Annotated in this window: 13 protein-coding genes; 9 read left to right on the top strand and 4 right to left on the bottom strand. The window is 68.8% G+C overall.

The features are described from left to right. Positions 1-413 precede the first annotated feature (413 nt). Both J2739_RS26835 and J2739_RS26830 read left to right on the top strand, forming a co-directional pair. Positions 414-2,312 (top strand): ATP-binding cassette domain-containing protein, encoded by a 1,899-nt coding sequence (locus J2739_RS26835; RefSeq protein ID WP_309907417.1) that lies wholly within the window; start codon positions 414-416, stop codon positions 2,310-2,312. 77 nt (positions 2,313-2,389) lie between these two features. After that, positions 2,390-4,144, top strand: a complete 1,755-nt coding sequence (locus J2739_RS26830) for a phospholipase D family protein (protein WP_309907415.1) — start codon at positions 2,390-2,392, stop codon at positions 4,142-4,144. Positions 4,145-4,153: 9 nt separating this feature from the next. Here J2739_RS26830 and J2739_RS26825 read toward each other — a convergent pair whose 3' ends face one another. After that, a complete protein-coding gene (locus J2739_RS26825) occupies positions 4,154-5,581 on the bottom strand; it encodes an aminotransferase-like domain-containing protein (protein WP_309907414.1) in 1,428 nt (475 codons plus the stop codon). Between the two features lie 103 nt (positions 5,582-5,684). Between J2739_RS26825 and J2739_RS26820 the strand changes: the two genes are divergently transcribed. The 7 genes from J2739_RS26820 (at position 5,685) to J2739_RS26790 (ending at position 11,781) form a co-directional block, all read left to right on the top strand. Next, positions 5,685-6,284: a LysE family translocator gene (locus tag J2739_RS26820; protein WP_309907412.1), complete on the top strand. Its 600-nt coding sequence runs from the start codon at positions 5,685-5,687 to the stop codon at positions 6,282-6,284. Next, a complete protein-coding gene (locus J2739_RS26815) occupies positions 6,281-7,222 on the top strand; it encodes a DMT family transporter (RefSeq protein WP_309907410.1) in 942 nt (313 codons plus the stop codon). Before J2739_RS26820 ends, J2739_RS26815 begins: the two co-directional genes overlap by 4 nt. Beyond that, entirely contained in the window at positions 7,219-8,433 is a 1,215-nt protein-coding gene (locus tag J2739_RS26810) for an aminotransferase-like domain-containing protein (RefSeq protein ID WP_309907408.1), read from the top strand. The genes J2739_RS26815 and J2739_RS26810 overlap by 4 nt, the downstream gene beginning before the upstream one ends. A 36-nt stretch (positions 8,434-8,469) precedes the next feature. Continuing rightward, the gene (locus J2739_RS26805) at positions 8,470-9,111 is read left to right on the top strand and encodes a glutathione S-transferase family protein (RefSeq protein WP_309907405.1); all 642 of its coding nucleotides are present in this window, start codon (positions 8,470-8,472) and stop codon (positions 9,109-9,111) included. A gap of 5 nt (positions 9,112-9,116) precedes the next feature. Next, positions 9,117-10,028 carry a PhzF family phenazine biosynthesis protein gene (locus J2739_RS26800; RefSeq protein ID WP_309907403.1) on the top strand — a complete coding sequence of 304 codons (912 nt, stop codon included), beginning with the start codon at positions 9,117-9,119 and terminating at the stop codon, positions 10,026-10,028. Between the two features lie 6 nt (positions 10,029-10,034). Beyond that, positions 10,035-10,721, top strand: a complete 687-nt coding sequence (locus J2739_RS26795) for a VOC family protein (protein ID WP_309907402.1) — start codon at positions 10,035-10,037, stop codon at positions 10,719-10,721. 82 nt (positions 10,722-10,803) lie between these two features. Continuing rightward, entirely contained in the window at positions 10,804-11,781 is a 978-nt protein-coding gene (locus J2739_RS26790; protein ID WP_309907400.1) for a threonine dehydratase, read from the top strand. Positions 11,782-11,811: 30 nt separating this feature from the next. On the opposite strand, the gene J2739_RS26785 is transcribed toward J2739_RS26790, so the two are convergent. The 3 genes from J2739_RS26785 to J2739_RS26775 form a co-directional block, all read right to left on the bottom strand. Continuing rightward, on the bottom strand, positions 11,812-12,867 hold the full coding sequence (locus tag J2739_RS26785) for a JmjC domain-containing protein (RefSeq protein ID WP_309907398.1): 1,056 nt from the start codon (positions 12,865-12,867) through the stop codon (positions 11,812-11,814). Between the two features lie 225 nt (positions 12,868-13,092). After that, positions 13,093-13,737 (bottom strand): dioxygenase family protein, encoded by a 645-nt coding sequence (locus tag J2739_RS26780; RefSeq protein ID WP_405053967.1) that lies wholly within the window; start codon positions 13,735-13,737, stop codon positions 13,093-13,095. A gap of 59 nt (positions 13,738-13,796) precedes the next feature. After that, a complete protein-coding gene (locus J2739_RS26775; RefSeq protein WP_309907396.1) occupies positions 13,797-17,759 on the bottom strand; it encodes an autotransporter outer membrane beta-barrel domain-containing protein in 3,963 nt (1,320 codons plus the stop codon). Between the last annotated feature and the right edge of the window lie 2 nt (positions 17,760-17,761).

Genomic DNA, 17,761 nt, shown 5'->3' with positions numbered 1-17,761 from the left:
TTATTACACGGTTTTTTAAGAACCAACAAACTTTTTTGAAGTTTTTTAGAGCCCCGCCAACCACCCGATCAGCCACCAACTCACCCAAACCCCTCTCCCCACCCAGACACCCAGAACAACCACCGAAACCCCTCAGAGCCTCAGCAATCAACCGTCTTAAGCGGAGCCCTCGATTATGACACGGTTTTCAGTCGACTGTCACTTCTCAAGGCTGCCTTTTTCGATTCTCTCTGCGCTTCATTGAAGGTCAAAGAGCAGATCGCGTCCAGCAGAGCCCACGAGTATATGCCAAGTTTTCCGCCGCGCCCCACGGCGCCGTGGCTCCGGGTGGACGCTGGCCCCTAAGTCCTGCAGCCTGACCGGCAGCCCATACATCAAGCGGCTCGGCGAGCCAATCCGATAATCCGGGCCACATGGCACTCATCACACTACTCGACGCACAGCTAGCGTTCGGACACGTCCCGCTGCTCGATCATGCCGACTTCTCGCTCCTCGAATCGGAGCGCATCGGGCTGATCGGCCGAAATGGTGCAGGCAAGTCGACCCTTTTGAAGATCCTGGGGGGACTGGAGAAGCCGGACGACGGCACGCTGCAAGCCCAACAGGCCTTACGGGTCGCGTACGTAGCCCAGGATCCGCAATTGGCCATGGATTCCGACGTATTCACAGCCGCTAGCGCCGGGCTGTCCAATGCCATCGCGCTTCGCGAGCAATATCTCTCCGGCGACTCGGGCCTGGACTTCGACGCGCTGCAATCGCAGATCGAAGCCGTCGACGCCTGGAACTGGGAGCAGCGCGTCGAAGAGACCCTGCACCGCCTGCATCTCGATGGCAGCGCACGCGTGGGCACCCTCTCGGGCGGCACCCGCAAGCGTGTGGCCCTCGCGCAGGCGCTCGTAGCCGCGCCTGACGTGCTTCTGCTGGATGAGCCAACCAACCACCTCGACCTGGACTCGATCGAATGGCTCGAGCAACTGCTGATCGATTTCAAGGGCAGCGTCGTCACCATCACCCATGACCGCAGTTTCCTGAACCGCGTGGCAACCCGCATCGTGGAGCTCGATCGCGGCAAGCTCAACTCCTACCCAGGCAACTTCGAGCGCTATCTGGCGCAAAAGGAAGAGCAGCTCGCCCAGGAAGCTATCGTCAATGCAAAGGCTGACAAGCTGCTCGCCCAGGAGGAAGTGTGGATCCGCAAGGGTGTAGAGGCCCGCCGCACCCGCAGTCAGAGCCGCATCAACCGTCTCGAGGCGCTGCGCGCCCGGCGCACCGCCCGGCGCGAGACCCTCGGCAGCGTCAACATGGACGTGGCTTCGGGCCAGTCGAGCGGGAAGATCGTCGCGGAACTCACCGGCGCGACCAAGGCTTTCGGCGCCAAGACCGTGGTCCGAAACTTCAGCGGCACGATCCTGCGCGGCGACAAGGTCGGCCTGCTGGGACCGAACGGCGCCGGCAAGACCACGCTGCTGAAGCTCATCCTGGGCGAGCTCGAGCCCGACGCCGGCAAGATCCGCCGCGGCACCAATCTGCAGGTCGCGTATTTCGACCAGATGCGCGATGCGCTGCAGCTCGACGCCACGCTGGAGGACTTCATCAGTCCCGGCAGCGAATGGATCGAGATCGGCAACCAGCGCAAGCACGTCAAGAGCTATCTCGCAGACTTCCTCTTCTCGCCGGCGCGCGCGCAGTCGCCGGTGCGCTCGCTAAGCGGCGGCGAGCGCAACCGCCTGCTGCTCGCACGCCTCTTCGCACGCCCGGCCAACGTGCTGGTGCTCGACGAGCCGACGAACGACCTCGACATCGACACGCTCGAGCTGCTCGAGGACCTGCTGCAGAACTACGACGGTACGGTGTTCCTGGTGAGCCACGATCGGACCTTCCTCGACAACGTGGTGACGAGCATCATCGCCTTCGAGGGCGATGGCCTCTGGCGGGAATACGAAGGCAGCGTGGAAGATTGGATGATCCAGTCCAAACGCTCGCGCGAGATCGCCGCTCAAAGTACCCCGGCGTCGCCAGCGCCTCCATCCGTGGTGGCGTCTCCTGCGCCGGCAGCGGCCCCGCGCCCCGGAATGCGCCGAAAGCTCGGCTACAAGGAGCAGCGCGAGTTCGAGACCCTTCCCGCACGAATTGCCGAGCTCGAAGAAGAGCAGAAGCGCATCACCGAATTGCTGGAGCTCGACGGCGGTGCCATCTACGCAAGTGAGCCCTCGCGCGCCGCCGAGCTCGCGCAACGCCACGCGCACATCGACGAAGAACTGCTGGCGGCGATGGAGCGTTGGGAAGAACTCGACTCGGCACGCCAGGGATAGACGACAGCGCCTTCGTCCGACGCGCGGCAGGCCGAGGCTGCGATATATAGAAGCCCATCCAGGCTTCGATCGGGCACATGTTTTCATCCAAGACCATCCACCGCTCCGTCACGGCATGGCGACGCTGCGGCGTGGCCGTGTGCTCAGCCTTCCTTTTTCTCTCGGCCTGCGCCGAGCTTCCGCAGAACGTCCAGAGACCGGTGTCCACCGCGCTCGCTGCCCCGGCCGGCACGTCGCTGGCCGCCTTGGTGCAGGAGCGCCGTCAGGCCGCCTCCGCGCGCAACGAGTCCGGCTTCATGCTGCTCGGCGGGCCGCCGGCCGCTTACGGCAGCCGCCTCGCGCTGGCTGAAGGTGCGCAGAAGACGCTCGATCTGCAGTACTACGCGATCCATGCGGATGCCAGCACCGCGCGCCTGCTCGCCGCAGTGCGCGATGCGGCGCGTCGTGGGGTCCGCGTGCGCATTCTGCTGGACGACTTCCACAGCACGGGTCGCAACGCGCAGGTGATGCGCCTGGCTTTCGAGCCGAACATCGAGATGCGAATGTTCAATCCGGTGCCCGGCTCGCGCCGTTCGAGCGTGACGCGGATGTTCAACGCCATCGAGGATGCCTCGCGCATCCAGCAGCGCATGCACAACAAGCTCTTCATCGCCGACAACGTGCTTGGCGTGACGGGCGGACGCAACCTGGGCGATGCCTATTTCGGCAATGCCGATTCGGGCAACTTCGTCGACATGGACGTGCTGGCGGCGGGCCCGATCGTGCAGGACCTGTCGCGCAGCTTCGATGCCTACTGGAACAACGAACGCGCCTATCCCGTTCAGTCGCTGGTGACGCGCAAGGAACTCGACGCGCTGCGCGATGAGGCGGGTAGCGAGCGCGAGAAGGAAGCGAACGCCGGCGCGCCCCGGCCGCCCGACGGCGAGCCACGGCCGCGCAACGCCGACCCGACGCCCAAGCAACAGAATCGCGCCTGGGACGAGAAACCGATGGACTTGCGCACAGCCAGCTTCGTCTGGGCGCCCGCCGCGGTGCTGGTCGACAAACCGGCCAAGATCCCGGCGGACGCACCGCGCGGCGTCGCTGACGGCGCCAAGGCGCCTGGCCTTGTGGTGAGGCAACAGGGCCAGCGCCGGACAGCGGCTGCACCCACAGGCTCGTTGGATGGCGCGGCCAATGCTGCCGCGAATGGCGACACGGTGGTCGAGGGACTTCTGCAATTGATTGGCCAAGCCCGGCAGGAGCTCCTGATCATCTCGCCCTACTTCGTGCCGGGTCCGGACATGAAGCAGGCCTTCGCCTCGGCGCTCGCGCGCGGTGTGAAGATCCGCGTGCTCACCAATTCGCTCGCTTCCAACGACGCGCCCGTTGCCCATGTCGGCTACGCGCGGCATCGCAAGGAACTGCTGGAGATGGGCATCGGCTTGTACGAGCTGCGCAGCGAACAGGCGGGGCTGGGCAGCGCCTTCGGCTCCGAAGGCAGCGGCAGCGCACCGGGCGAATCGCGTTCGATGCTGCATTCCAAGGTGCTCGTGATGGATGGACGGCTGCTTGTGGTCGGATCGATGAACCTCGATCTGCGCTCGCAACTTCAGAACACCGAGATCGCGCTGCTGATACGCAGCGATGAGCTCAGCCGCGCCGCCGCCAGCCAGATCGAGACCGCGATGAACAAGGCTTCGTGGCACGTCGAGCAGAGCGGCGACAGCCTCGTATGGCGCGCACCGCAGAACAGCGGCCTCGAGGACAGCACGACCGATCCGGACGCGAGCCCCGGCCTGCGCCTGCTCCTCCGGCTGTTCGGTCCGTTCGCGCCCGACAGGTTGCTCTGACGCGCGTCCTCAGAGCTGTGCCCTGACGCGCGCGAACACCTTCCAGAATGTGGCGTCCTGCGCGGTCGCGAAGTTGATGCGCATCAGGGTGCTGGGCGGCCGCCGCGCATGGAACAGTGAACCGGGCGCGAGCAGGTAGCCCTCGTCGAGCATGCGCTGGGTCAGCGCATCGGTATCGACGCCGGTGTCGACCCAGCCGAACAGCCCGGCAGGCTCGGATGCCAGCGTACAGCCGGCCGCCAGTGCCAGCTTCACCGTGCGCCCGCGCGCGCCTTCCAGACGCAGGCGCACGCGCTCGGCATGGCGCCGCAGTTGCCCCTGGTCGATGCACCAGGCGAGCGCCCGCTCGAAGAGCGAAGGCGTGGTGAGCGTGGCCAGCAGCTTGGTTTCGAGCATCCGACCGACGAGCTCCGGCGAGGCCGCCAGGAAGCCGATGCGCCAGTTGGGCGCGAGGATCTTCGCGAAGCCGCTCACGTAGACGGTCCGCTGCAGCCCGTCCAGCGCGCAAAGGCGGGTGGCATGCTCCGGCGCCAGGTGGCTGTAGGTGTCGTCCTCGACGATGTGGAAGCCATGCTGATTGGCCAGCTGCAGCACGCGGTGTGCGCTGCCCGGCGTCAGGCTGTAACCGGTCGGGTTGTGCAGCACGCTCACGCTCACGAAGAGCTTCGGCTTGTGGCCGTCGCCGGCATTGCAGTAGCGCTCCATCACCTCGAGGTCGGGCCCGTCGGCCTTGCGAGGCACCGGAAGGATGCGCATACCCAGCGCCTCGAGGCGCGCGAACTCCAGCGCCCAGCCCGGCTCCTCGACCATCACCGGATCGCCGGGTCTCAGCAGCGTGCGGCTGACGATGTCGAGCGCGTGCGTGGCGCCGACCGTGGTCACGATCTGCTCCGGGCCCGCCGGCACGTTGATGCTGGCAAGCTTGGTCGCGAGGCTGCGTCGCAGGCCGCCATCGCCCGCCGGCTCGCCGTACTGCAGCGAGGCGTCCTGCAGCGCCCGGGTGCTGGTCATGCGCCGTACCGCTGCGGCAGTGAAGGGCGACTCCAGCCACTCCGAGGGAAACACGCCCATGCCCGGCTGCGGCTTGTCGCTCGGCCGGTGGAACATGCCGCGGATCAGCGTGCTCGCGTCCGCGGGTACAGGCTGCGCCACAGGCGGCTCGGCCAGCGGCTTCAAGGTCGACGGGGCCGGCCCCGCACGGGCCGCGATCACGTCACGCACGAAAAACCCGCGCTGGCGGCGAGCCTCGACCAATCCCTGCGCCAGCAGCTGGTCGTAGGCTGCAACAACCGTGTGCGGGCTCACGCCCTGCTGCCGCGCGCACTCGCGCACCGAGGGCAGCCGCGCGCCGGGTGCCAGAAGCCGCGTGCGGATGCGCTCGGCAAAGCGGCCGGCCAACTGCTCGGTCAGCGATTGGGTGGAGGTTCGTGTCAGCATGCGCGGGCGTGCTCTGTGTCGACGATCGGGCCGATACAGGCTCGGCTCATGTTCGGCCATCTGTATCGGTACTGTAATGGTCACCAGTTTAGAGTGTGTCTCCATGACCTGGCAAGAATTCACCGCGCTGCTGGCGCTGGCCACGGCGATGAGCTTCTCGCCTGGGCCCAACACCACGCTGTCGACCGCACTCGCGGCCAACGGGGGCCTGCCGCGTGCGATGCGGTTCATCGTCGCCGTCCCGGTCGGCTGGACTCTGCTGCTCGCCCTGTGCGCCGGCGGCATCGGTGCACTGGTGGTCGCGGCCCCGTCGCTGCGCTGGGTCATTCAGACGCTGGGCGTCGCCTACCTGCTCTGGCTCGCCTGGAAGCTCAGCGGCAGCGGCACGATCGGCCCGGCCGACGGCAAGCCGCTGCAGGTCGGCTTTCGCCAGGGCGTCATGCTGCAATTCGTCAACATCAAGGCCTGGCTGCTGGCGCTTACGCTGGTGGCGAACTGGATCGCGGGCCAGCCCGACGCACTGCGGCGCTTCGCCATCGTGGCGCCGGTGATGCTGCTCTACGCCTTCACCAGCAACTTCGTCTACGCGCTGACGGGCTCGCTGCTGCGCAACTGGCTGGTGCACGGGCAACGCCTGCTCTGGTTCAATCGCGCCATGGCCGGCGTACTGGTGCTCACTGCGTGCTGGATGGCCCGCGTATGAAGGTCAAGGACGAAACCCTCGGCATGTGGCTGGGCGTGCTCGGCGTGGCCTTCTTCGCCGTCACGCTGCCGATGACGCGCCTGGCCACCGGCACCCAGGAGGCGCCGCAGCTCTCGCCCTGGTTCCTGACCTTGGGCCGCGCGGCACTGGCGGGCCTGCTGTCGGTGCTGTTCCTGCTCGCGACGCGCTCGCCGCTGCCGCGCCGCCACGAGTGGAAGCCGCTCGGCATCGCCATGCTGGGCAACGCGATCGGCTTTCCCCTGCTGCTGGCCTACGCCTTGCGCACCGTGAGCGCGAGTCACGCGGCGGTGGTCACCGCCTTGCTGCCGCTGGTGACCGCGGCCTGCGCGGCCTGGGTGCTGCACCAGCGCGCACGACTCGGCTTCTGGCTGTGCGCCATGGCGGGCAGCGCGCTGGTGGTGGTGTTCTCGGTGCTGCGTGCCGGCGAGCAGCAGTTCGGCTTCGCCTGGGGCGATCTGCTGCTCGTGGGCGCCGTGTTCGCCGCCTCGCTGGGCTACATCTACGGCGCGCAGGTCACGCCGGCGCTCGGCGCCGAACGCGTGATCTGCTGGGTCTGCGCAATGGCGCTGCCGGTCACGCTGCCTGGCGCGCTGTGGCTGTGGCCGCAGCAGCCGATCGCGACCTCGTCATGGCTGGGCTTCGTCTACGTCGGCATCTTCTCGATGTGGGTGGGCTTCTTCGCCTGGTACCGTGGCCTCGCCATGGGCGGAGCGCTGCGCGTGAGCCAGGCCCAGTTGCTGCAGCCCTTCCTCTCGATCCTCGCTGCCGTGCCGCTGCTCGGCGAGCCGCTCGACCTCGTCACGCTCGGCTTTGCGGCGGCGGTGGTGGCCACCGTCGTCGCTGGCAAGAAACTTTCGCAGGCGCGGCCTGCCACCCTGTCCACACAACGAAACGTCCATCCAAAGGAAAGCACATGAACTGGAAACTCGCCGCCCGCGCCGAAAAGATGAATCCTTCGGTGATCCGCGAAATCCTCAAGGTCACCGAGCGGCCCGGCATCATCAGCCTGGCGGGCGGCCTGCCCTCGCCCAAGACCTTCCCGATCAGCGCCTTCGCCGAAGCCTGCGCCGAGGTGCTGCACAAGGACGGCCAGGCCGCGCTGCAGTACGCGGCCAGCGAGGGCTATGGCCCGTTGCGCGAAGCGGTCGCGGCCATGCTGCCCTGGCCGGTCGATCCGGCGCAGGTGCTCATCACCACCGGCTCGCAGCAGGGCCTGGACCTGATCGCCAAGGTGCTGCTCGACCCCGCCAGCCGCGTGCTGGTGGAGACGCCCACCTACCTGGGCGCGTTGCAGGCCTTTTCGCCGATGGAGCCCGAGGCCGTGAGCGTCGCCAGCGACGACGAAGGCGTCCTGGTCGACGACCTGAAGGCCAAGGCGAAAGACGCGCGCTTCGTCTACCTCCTGCCCAATTTCCAGAACCCCACCGGCCGGACGATGACCGAGTCGCGCCGCGCCGCGGTCTCCGCCGCCACGGCGGAAGCCGGCCTGCCGATCGTCGAGGACAACCCCTACGGCGACCTGTGGTTCGACGAGGCGCCGCCACTGCCGCTGACCGCCCGCAACCCCGATGGCTGCATCTATCTCGGCTCCTTCTCGAAGGTGCTGGCGCCGGGACTCCGGCTTGGCTTCCTGGTGGCGCCCAAGGGCATCTTCCCCAAGCTGCTGCAGGCCAAGCAGGCGGCCGACCTGCACAGCCCCAGCTTCAACCAGCGGATGGTGTCCGAGGTCATGAAGGAAGGCTTCCTCGGCCGCCATGTGCCGACCATCCGCGCCCTTTACAAGCGCCAGCGCGATGCGATGCTGGCCGCGCTCGAGCGCGAGATGCAGGGCCTGGGCGTGAGCTTCAACAAGCCGGCCGGGGGCATGTTCCTGTGGCTGCGCCTCCCCGAGGGCCTGGACGCTGTGGCGTTGCTGCCCGAAGCGGTGGAGCGCGGCGTCGCCTTCGTGCCGGGCACGCCCTTCTACGCCGGCGCCGGCGATCCGCGTACGCTGCGCCTGTCCTTCGTGACCGCCAGCGCCGAAGAGATCGGTACCGCGATCGCCGCCTTGGCCGACGCGGTGCGCGAGCAGCTCGCGCACAGGGCCGCGGCCGAGGTCCAGCGCCAGCTGGCGGCCAGCGCTGCGTAGCACCATTCGAAGCAGGTCTTCCAAGGGGTTCTGAACATGCTCAACATCTGGGGGCGCATCAGCTCCATCAACGTTCGCAAGGTGGTGTGGTGCGCGCAGGAACTGGGCCTCGACTTCCAGCGCACCGAAGCCGGCGGCAGGTTCGGCATCGTGCAGACGCCGGAATACCTCGCGCTCAATCCGAATGCGCTGGTGCCCGCCATCGACGACGGCGAGGGCGAAGGCCGCGTCACGCTCTGGGAATCGAACGTGATCGTGCGCTACCTCTGCGCCAAGCACGCACCGGGCACGCTCTACCCCGAGCCGCTGCCCGCGCGTTTCGATGCCGAGCGCTGGATGGACTGGCAGCAGACCACGCTCAACCCGGTCAGCGCCGGCGCCTTCAAGCAATGGATCCGCACCCCTGCCGACCAGCGCGATCCGGCCGTGATCGCGCGCTCGGTGCGCGCCACCGAGCCGCTGTTCGCCCTGCTCGATGCGCACCTCGCCACTCGCCCCTTCATGCTCGGCGAGCACTTCACGATGGCGGACATCCCGGTCGGCTGCGAAGCGCATCGCTGGTTCGGCCTGCCGCAGACCGAATACACGCGGCCCAGCTGGCCGCACGTCGAACGCTGGTTCGCCGACCTGCGCAGCCGGACCGGCGCGCGCGGCGTGCTCGACCTCGCCCTGGAATGAACGCCATGAAAATCCGCCCTTTCAAGCAAGTCGATGTCTTCACGGCGAAGCCTTACGCCGGCAATCCGCTCGCGGTGGTGCTCGACGGCGCCGGCCTCGACGATGCGCAGATGCAGGACTTCGCCAAGTGGACCAACCTCTCGGAAACCACCTTCCTGCTGCCGCCTTCCGACCCCTCGGCCGACTACCGCGTGCGCATCTTCACGCCCGGCGGCGAGCTGCCCTTCGCCGGCCATCCGACGCTGGGCAGTTGCCACGCCTGGCTGGAGGCCGGCGGCCGGCCGAAGGCCAGCGGGCGCATCGTGCAGCAATGCGCCCAGGGCCTGGTGCCGATCCGGACCGAGGGCGAGCGCCTGGTCTTCGCGGCGCCGCCTTCCCGGCGCAGCGCGCCCAGTCCCTCGTTGCTGGCCAAGGTGGCCGGCGCGCTCGGCCTGCGGGCACAGCAGATCGTGGCGGCGCAACTGCTCGACAACGGCCCCGTGTGGCTGGGCCTGCTGCTCGCCGATTCCGATACCGTGCTCGCGCTCAAGCCCGACCACCGGCTGCTCAAGGAACTCGGCCAGAAGGTGGGCGTGGCCGGCATGCCCGCGGCCGACGAGGCACCCGTCACTCCGCTGATCTCGCGCTCCAACCGCGAGGCGCGCGCCTTCGCGCGCGCGGATGCAGACGACGTCGCCCTCGAGGTGCGCGCCTTCGCCGCACCGGTCGGCATCGAGGAAGACCCGGTGACGGGCAGCTTCAACGCCAGCCTCGCGCAATGGCTCATCGCCGAAGGCCACCTCCCCGAGCGCTACCTCGCGGCACAGGGCCAGTGCCTGGGGCGTGCAGGCCGCGTCCACGTCACGCGCGATGCCGAGGGCCAGGTCTGGGTCGGCGGCGATTCGGTCACCTGCATCGACGGCAAGCTCACGCTCTAGGCGGCCATGCCCGCGCGCATCGACCACCTGGTGATCGCCGCCCGCGCCCTGGACGAAGGCGTGGCCTGGTGCGAGGCCACCTTCGGCGTCATGCCCGGGCCCGGCGGCGTGCACCCGCTGATGGGCACGCACAACCGGCTGCTGAAGATCGCGACGGCGGACTTCCCGCGCGCCTACCTCGAGATCATCGCGATCGACCCCGGGCAGAAGCCGGCGCGGCGCCCCGCCTTCCACCGCTGGTTCGACCTGGACGATGCCGGGCTCCAGGCCACACTGGAGCGCCGAGGACCGCAGCTGATCCATTTCGTGGCCGAGGTGCCCGACGCCACCGCCGCCGTCCAGGCGCTGGCGCGCCAGCGCATCGACCGTGGCCGCCTGCTCGAGGCTTCGCGCGACAGCCCGGCCGGGCGCCTGGACTGGCGCATCACGGTACGCGACGACGGGCAGCGGCTCTTCTACGGCGCGCTGCCCACGCTGATCGCATGGGGTGGTAGGCATCCCATCGACAGCATGGCCGACTCGGGCGTCCGGCTGCGCTCGCTGGCGCTGTCGCATCCGCGCGCCGACGACCTGACCAAGGCGATGCACGCCATCGGCCTCGCCGGCCTTCCCGTGAGCGCAGGCCCGCCTCACCTGCGCGCGGTGTTCGACTCGCCGCGCGGCACCGTCACGCTCGATTCCAAGGGGACCTGATGAACCTGCCGCTCCATCATCTCGCCGCATTCGCCTTGTTCGCGACCGGCTTGCGCATCGCTGTGCCGGAGCATCGCTGATCATGCGCTTCACGACGGAGGAGATCGAGGCCGCGCGCCGCACCGTCTACGCGGCGATGCCGCCCACGCCGCAGTACGCCTGGCCGCTGCTGGCGCAGCGCCTGGGCTGCACGGTGTGGACCAAGCACGAGAACCACACGCCCGCTGGCGCCTTCAAGCTGCGCGGCGGGCTCACCTACTTCGAAACGCTGGCGCGCGAGCAGCCCGCCGCGCGCCACGTGATCAGCGCCACGCGGGGCAACCATGGCCAGTCGGTCGGCTTCGCGGCGCGGCGCCACGGGCTGGACGCGACCATCGTGGTGCCGCATGGCAACTCGGTCGAGAAGAACGCTGCGATGCGGGCGCTGGGCGTCACGCTGGTCGAGCACGGCGACGAGTTCCAGGCCGCTAGCGAGCACGCGGTGCAGTTGGCCGAGGCCCGGGGCCTGCATCGCGTGCCCTCCTTCCATCGCGAACTGGTCCGCGGCGTGACTACCGCCTACGTGGAGTTCTTCGAGGCACTGGCCGCGGCGCCAGGCGGGCCGCCGCAGGTGCTGTTCGTGCCGATCGGGTTGGGCTCGGGCCTGGCGGCCGCGGCTGCGGCGCGCGCGCACTGCGGTGTATCGACGCGGCTGGTCGGCGTGGTGTCGGCCCATGCCACGGCCTATCTCGATTCCTTCCGGGCGGGCCGCCCGCTCGAATCGCCGGTCAGCACGCGGCTGGCCGACGGCATGGCCTGCCGCACGCCGGTGCCCGAGGCGCTGGAGATCCTGCGGCGCGAGGCCGACGATGTGGTGGCCGTGAACGACGAGGAAGTGGGCGAAGCGATGCGTGTGCTCTTCACCGACACCCACAACGCGGCCGAGGGGGCCGGCGCCGCGGCACTGGCGGCGCTGATGCAGCAGCGCGCGCGCTGGGCAGGCAAGTCGGTTGGCGTTGCGCTGACGGGCGGGAACGTCGATGCTGCCGTGTTCGCGCAAGTGCTGGCTCAAGCAGCCTGAGGGCCTACGCGGCCTGCGGGCGGCCAGGCGTCAGAAGGAGCCCGGCGGCGCTTTCACCGCGCGCTTGATGCGGCGCAACGGAGCGATGGCCCGCGAAAGCGACGAACGGGCCATGCCGACCATGCCGCCGACCGGTGCCTTGAAAGCATCCACGGTGGGCGATTTGCCGGGGAACGCGGGTGACATCCCTGCTTTCCGCAGGAGCCTGTTGAACTGGTGAACACGCGCCGTCTTTCGCGTGGTCGAGGTGTAGAAGGTCACGCCGATCGAGATGGAGAGCCCATCCCCGGGCTGCGTCCAGCTGCGGTCGGAACTCGTCATGTGCGGCGACGTGCTCGGGAAATAGATGGCATCGCCGGGCTGGGTCTCGAACTGGTGGCTGCGCGCCCGGAACTCTTCCTTGAAGCGCACCTTTCTGAGCGAATGGCTGACGATGAAATCTTCCACGGCATCGGCCGACACCACGTCCCTGTCCGTGTGCTCCCAGACGTTCATCGTCTTGCGACCGTGCAACTGGAGCCAGAAATTGTTCTCGCGATCGATGTGGAACGGGGTCACCGAGGGTGGCGCCGAGATGAAGGCGAAGCCGTTGACATTGAAGATGCCGGGCTGCTCGCGCTCGACATAGGGCCGCATCGTGTCGATCACGTTGGCGAGCAACTTCGCGTAGCGGGGAATGACTTCGACGTTGTAGAGAGCCACCCACGAACCCGGCTCCTCGATGCGCTGGAACACCTCGTCGATGCCGCGGCCGTCGGGATGCCGGCTGTCGTGCGCGAAGCTGGAAGCGTGCGAGATCCCTGGCCTGACGAACCGGCATTGGCCGAAGGGCACGAGTTCCTTGGCCAGCTGCGCGAGTTCAGCCACCTGGAAAAGCGGGTGTTCGTGGAAGTTGTGGTGCAGGGCGGTAACCTTGTGCGTGGAAAAGGTCGCGGGATCATCCGCCCACACACGATAGACCTGGTCTTGCGCTCCGGCCGCGTTGTCGCGCTTGTCGGAGCGCGCAGAGTGCCACGCGTCGTCACCGTCGCTGACGCGCTCAGCAGCCATCGGAGCGCTGAGCACCCGGGTCGTGAACCTGTCCATGAAAGCTCCTACCTCGCGCGGCCCCTTGCCGAATGACCTGACGCGTGTTGTTGTGAAAGCCAAAGTGCAATAAATAGTATTACCTGTCTATTGGTATTTCGATAGACAAGAAGTCGTATGCCGGACGCAGAGCGACGGCCCAGCACTGGCGACGGGTTGCTGGCGTCAGCAGCGACGTCAGCCTTGGCGTCCGGCCGTGCCCGGATGGCCCCGGCGACGCGGCGCTCAGGCGGCGATGACGATCGGAAATCGCGCCTGGAAGCCGTCGGTGCCTTGCTCGAAGGGCACCGTCACGGCAGCGCGTGCCGGCTCGGGCAGGTTGCGCCACAGGAAGTCGCGCGCATTGCCTGGATCGCCAGCGACGTAGAGCTGCGTGGTCAGCAGCTCGCGCGGCCCCAGCTTCACTTTCACATGGATATGGGCGGTGCGCCCGCTGTAGGGCACGGGCCGGATGGTTCGGAATCGGTAGCGGCCCTGCTCGTCGACCGCCACGCGGCCGAAGCCCTGGAAGGCGGCGTCGGCACGATCGCCGTCGCCGGGGTGGTGGTAGTGGCCACCCTGGTCGCACTGCCAGATCTCGACCTGGGCACCACGGATCGGGCGCCCGTCGAGGTCGGTCACGCTGCCTTCGACCCAGGCCGGCTGGCCGCTTCGATAGCTCAGCGCGCCATTGCGCAGCAGGTCGTTGTCGGTGTCGGCGGGCAGCCTGACGGGATAGAAGGGTCCCTCGGTCTGCGCCGGTGTGGCGATGCGCGCGGGCTGTGGCTGCGCGCGGGCGCCGAGCCAGAGCACCGGCACGGCAACGAACGCGGCGGCGACGGCGCGCCGGGGGAGACGACCGGGTGAGCGGGACGCGAACGGCGCAGCCATGGCCGATGGGAGCCGGCGGGCCGGGCCGAGTTCCGCTCTTGTGCCGCGATCTTTTTTCGTTACCAGCGCACGCGCACGCCCACCGCCCCCTGGACCGAGGACTTCACGCGCGTGTCGCCGCCGGTGCTGAAGAGCTTGCCGAGCTCGCCGTAGACGCTCACCGTCCTGCTCAGCGCCAACGTCGCGCCTGCCGCGAGTTCCACGGAGGTGTAGCCGCTCGAGCTCGCAATGGGCGTAGAGAAGCCACCGTTGATGAAGCGCGCCGTGTCGCCGGCGTCGTTGGCACGGATGACGCCGACGCGGCCGTAAGGCTGCAGGCGCCCTGCGGCGGTCGCGAAGTCGCCCTTCACGCGCACGCCCAGGCCGGCGATCCAGCCACTGGCGTCGTCCTGCTGGACCAGCGCGCCGGGGATCCGCAAGTCGTCGAGCCTCGCCCGGCGGTAGCTGAGGTGCGCCTGCGGCTCGAAGGTCCAGTTGCCGCCGAGCGCGAAGGCCTGGCCGACCTCGACCGCAGCCGTGATGCTGTTCCCCTTGCCGGACGCGGCGAACCCGCCGAGCGGACGGATCGTGTAGCGCTGAGAGCCGTACTGCAGCACGGTATCGACGTAGAAGCCGGTGGCGTTGGCGTAGGTTGCGTAGGCACCGAGATACCGCGCGCGCAAGTCCGTACTGCCCACGGCGCGATACAGACCGCTGGCGAAGCCGCTCAAGTCCGCGTTGCCATCGAGGGTGCCGACGTAAATCCCCGCGCGCCAATCGCCCAACGGCGAAACGTACAGATCGGTTCCTGCCTGGACGCCGGCGACATGGCCCTGCGTCGAAGGATTGACCACCCCAGACTGGCGGATGTCCAGGTCGCTGTAGATGGCGCGCGCCCAGGCGCGGCGCTCGGTCGACAGCGCGCCGGCCACCGGCGTCAGGGCGGCCATCGCGCCGCCGCTCGCGTCGTCGTCGCCCATGCGGGTGTGCATGCTGCCGACCATCGCCATGTCGGCGCCGCGCATTTGCGACGGCAGGGCGGACAGCATCGAGGCCTCGGCGCGGTAGGCCGTCACCGGCACGGGTGCCGACGCCGGCGCGGGCGCGGGCGCGGGCGGTGCAGGTGGCGCCGGTGGCGCGGGCGGTGCCGGGGGCGCAGGCGGTGCCGGAGGCGCTGGCGGGGCAGGAGGTGCCGGCGGCGCGGGAGGCGGGGGCGGGGGTGGGGGTGGCGGCGGAATCACGTCCGATCGCAGGTACCAGTTCTCCCCCGTGCCGGTCGCATCGGCGGCATACAGCCGGTACTCGAAGGCGCCGGCATCCACATGACCCGCGCCGCCGAGCGCGAAGGCGCTCTTGGTGGTCTGCGCGGTGGTGGTGGCGCCGTTGAGCGCCGTAATCACCTCGATGCCATTGCCCAAGGTCTGGCCGCCGAGGCCTCCGAGGTTGGTGATCTGCAGGCTGGTGCTGCCGCTGGCGACGGCGGTGGGGCCGTCGAACACCAGGCGGTCGGAAGGCCCGCTGACGCCGAGCACCGTGCCCAGGCGCAGCGTGCCGTTGTTGCCGACGTAGGGGCCGTTGATGGTGAGCGTGGTGCCTGCTGTGGTGCCGGCCAGGGAGACGGTGCCGCTGTTGCTGAGCGAAGCCATGCTCTGGCTGAAGCCCGCCAGGTCGAGGGTCGCGCCCGCCGCCACGCTGTGTGCGGAGGCGGCGCTCAGGGTGTTGGCGGCGCCTGCCTGGAGGGTGCCGCTGGCCACGTTGGTGCTGCCCGTGTAGGTGTTGGCGCCCGACAGCGTCAGCGTGCCGGCACCGGCCTTGACCAGCGAGCCCGGGTTCACGGGCGCGACCACGCCGTCCGAGATGACGCCGCTGAACGTGCCCGCGCCGACCGTGAGGACCGAGCCGTTCAGGCCCACGGTGCCATTGCCGTTCAGTTGGCCGACGGTTTGAACCGCGTTGACGAACTCCAGGCCCGAGACAGGCGACGGTACGTTGGCGCCGGTCGAGTTGATCGTCAAGTTCGCCGTCGGGGCGAAGTGGCCACTGCCCTGAGCGACCACCGCGCCGCCGGCATTGACCACCAGATCCCCGGGGACGGTGCCCGTGGCGGTCAGTGCCAGCTGGGCATTGCCCCGAACGGTGGTCGTGCCGGCGTAGTTGTTCGGCGTCGTGAAATTGAACCCGCCCCATGGCGCCGTGGCATCCAGCGTGAGCCCGTGGGCGCCGCCGATCCCGGCATCGAAGTTCACGATGCCTGCGGTGCTGGTCTGAGTCAGCGTGGCATCGGCCGCCAGGGTGACCGGGCCGGCCAGGCCGAGGGTTCCGCTGGTCGCAAGGTTGGCATTGCCTCCGAGCACGATCGCGTTGCCCAGCGTCAGCGGGCTGCTCGTGATGAAGGTGCCGCCGTTGAGCGTGATCGGACCCGAACCGAGCACCGTGGCGCTGTTGATGCTCAGGCCGCCCGCGTTCAGGATGGTGCCGCCGCTGTAGTTGTTGGCACCGGTGACGGTGGTGGTGCCGTTGCCGGCCTGCGTCAGCGTTCCGGTGCCGGTGATCGGATTGGCCAGGGTGTAATTGTCCGAGCGGTTGACGATCAGCGACGCGTTGTTCGTGATGGCGCCCAGCACGCTGCCGCTGGCCGTGCCGTTGCCCAGCTGCAGGGCACCGCCGCTGATGGTGGTGCCGCCGGTGTAGGTGTTGTCGCCGGTGAGGGTCAGGGTGCCGGCGCCGACCTTGACCACCGCGCCGTTGCCGGCGCCCAGCAGCGGGTTGATGTAGATGCCGCCCTGGCTGTCGAAGAGCCCCGGGCCGGTGCTCGCGATCACGCCGCTGATGGTGTCGTTCAGGCCCCGCGCCCCGATCTCCAGCGTAGCGTCGCCGAGCACGACATTGCCCGAGCCTGACAGGGAGCCCACCCTGGCCGGCGTGCCCACCGCCATGCCGTTGATATAGACCTGGGCCGTCAGGCCGGTGTTGTTGTTGAGGACGGTGGCGCCGCTGAGGTCCGTCGTGTTCGAGAGCTGGACGACGCCACCGTTGTTGTGAATGGTCGCGCTGCCGCCGCTGCTGGTCTCCTGGAAGATCACGCGCCCGCCGTTGTTGTTCAGCGTGGCTTGCTGGGCGTTGGCGCCGCCGCCGCCGAAGAGGACATAAGAGCCCTCCCCGTTGGTGTTGATCGTCGCCGTGCCGCCCTGCGCGCCGCCCTGGAACTGGACGCCGCTGTTGCTGCCGTTGACGTTGGTGTTGGCCAACACCGAGATGCTCAGGTTGCCGGCGCTCGCCGCCGCGTCCTGGAAACGCACTTCGGCGTTCTCGAGCAGGGTGATCGGGCCGGTGCCGAAGGAGCCGGTCGTGTGCGTCCAGACGTTCAGGCGCCCGCTCGTTCCGTTGCCCTGCAGCACCGTGCCGCCCGTGTAGGTGTTGCCGGCGTTGTCGAGGGTCAGGCGCCGCGTCTCGTCGCCCAGCGTGTTGGTGCCGGTGTTGCGCAGCGTGAGCAAGCCGCTGCCGGTGATCTGGCCAGTCAGCGTGTTGCCGCTGGTGCCGGCCACATCGATGGTGCCGCCGCCTGCGCCGAGCGAGATGGCGCGGCCGCTCGCGAAGTTGCCGGCGCCCAGCCGCAGCGTGCCGCCGCCGAAGACGATGCCGCCGCCCGTGCCCAGGTTCGAATCCGAGCTCACCTGCAGCGCGCCCGCGTTGATCGTTGTTGTGCCCAGGTAGGTGTTGGTAGCGCCCAGGACGATGATGCCGGCCCCGGTCTTGATGATGCCGTTGGTCCCGCTGATGGCGCCGCTCTGCGTCGCCGTGCCGCTCCCGAGGCTGTTGAGCGTCGCGGTCGATGGCGTGGTGTCGATGGTGCCCGACCGGTTGTCGCCGTCGTTGTAGTCGATCGTCTGTGCGATGCCCGAAGGCGCCAGCACGCTCAGGCCGGCCGCCACCAGCACGGCGCCAAGTCCGCTGGACCGCTTGCCGCGCGCGGCGGTGATTTCCGACACCGCAACCCAGGCGCCGAGCGCGTGGTTCCAGACGCTCCTGTAAGTCTTGTTCATGT

It is taken from the genome of Variovorax soli, assembly GCF_031454625.1.
GTDB classification, from domain to species: domain Bacteria; phylum Pseudomonadota; class Gammaproteobacteria; order Burkholderiales; family Burkholderiaceae_C; genus Variovorax; species Variovorax soli_A.
Note: the sequence above shows the minus strand (reverse complement) of the source record. Positions and strands in the feature narration are given on the sequence as shown.

Coding starts and splice junctions, on each gene's coding strand:
- J2739_RS26835 (WP_309907417.1), top strand. CDS start 414: ATGGCACTCATCACACTACTCGACGCACAGCTAGCGTTCGGACACGTC.
- J2739_RS26830 (WP_309907415.1), top strand. CDS start 2,390: ATGTTTTCATCCAAGACCATCCACCGCTCCGTCACGGCATGGCGACGC.
- J2739_RS26825 (WP_309907414.1), bottom strand. CDS start 5,581: ATGCTGACACGAACCTCCACCCAATCGCTGACCGAGCAGTTGGCCGGC.
- J2739_RS26820 (WP_309907412.1), top strand. CDS start 5,685: ATGACCTGGCAAGAATTCACCGCGCTGCTGGCGCTGGCCACGGCGATG.
- J2739_RS26815 (WP_309907410.1), top strand. CDS start 6,281: ATGAAGGTCAAGGACGAAACCCTCGGCATGTGGCTGGGCGTGCTCGGC.
- J2739_RS26810 (WP_309907408.1), top strand. CDS start 7,219: ATGAACTGGAAACTCGCCGCCCGCGCCGAAAAGATGAATCCTTCGGTG.
- J2739_RS26805 (WP_309907405.1), top strand. CDS start 8,470: ATGCTCAACATCTGGGGGCGCATCAGCTCCATCAACGTTCGCAAGGTG.
- J2739_RS26800 (WP_309907403.1), top strand. CDS start 9,117: ATGAAAATCCGCCCTTTCAAGCAAGTCGATGTCTTCACGGCGAAGCCT.
- J2739_RS26795 (WP_309907402.1), top strand. CDS start 10,035: ATGCCCGCGCGCATCGACCACCTGGTGATCGCCGCCCGCGCCCTGGAC.
- J2739_RS26790 (WP_309907400.1), top strand. CDS start 10,804: ATGCGCTTCACGACGGAGGAGATCGAGGCCGCGCGCCGCACCGTCTAC.
- J2739_RS26785 (WP_309907398.1), bottom strand. CDS start 12,867: ATGGACAGGTTCACGACCCGGGTGCTCAGCGCTCCGATGGCTGCTGAG.
- J2739_RS26780 (WP_405053967.1), bottom strand. CDS start 13,737: ATGGCTGCGCCGTTCGCGTCCCGCTCACCCGGTCGTCTCCCCCGGCGC.
- J2739_RS26775 (WP_309907396.1), bottom strand. CDS start 17,759: ATGAACAAGACTTACAGGAGCGTCTGGAACCACGCGCTCGGCGCCTGG.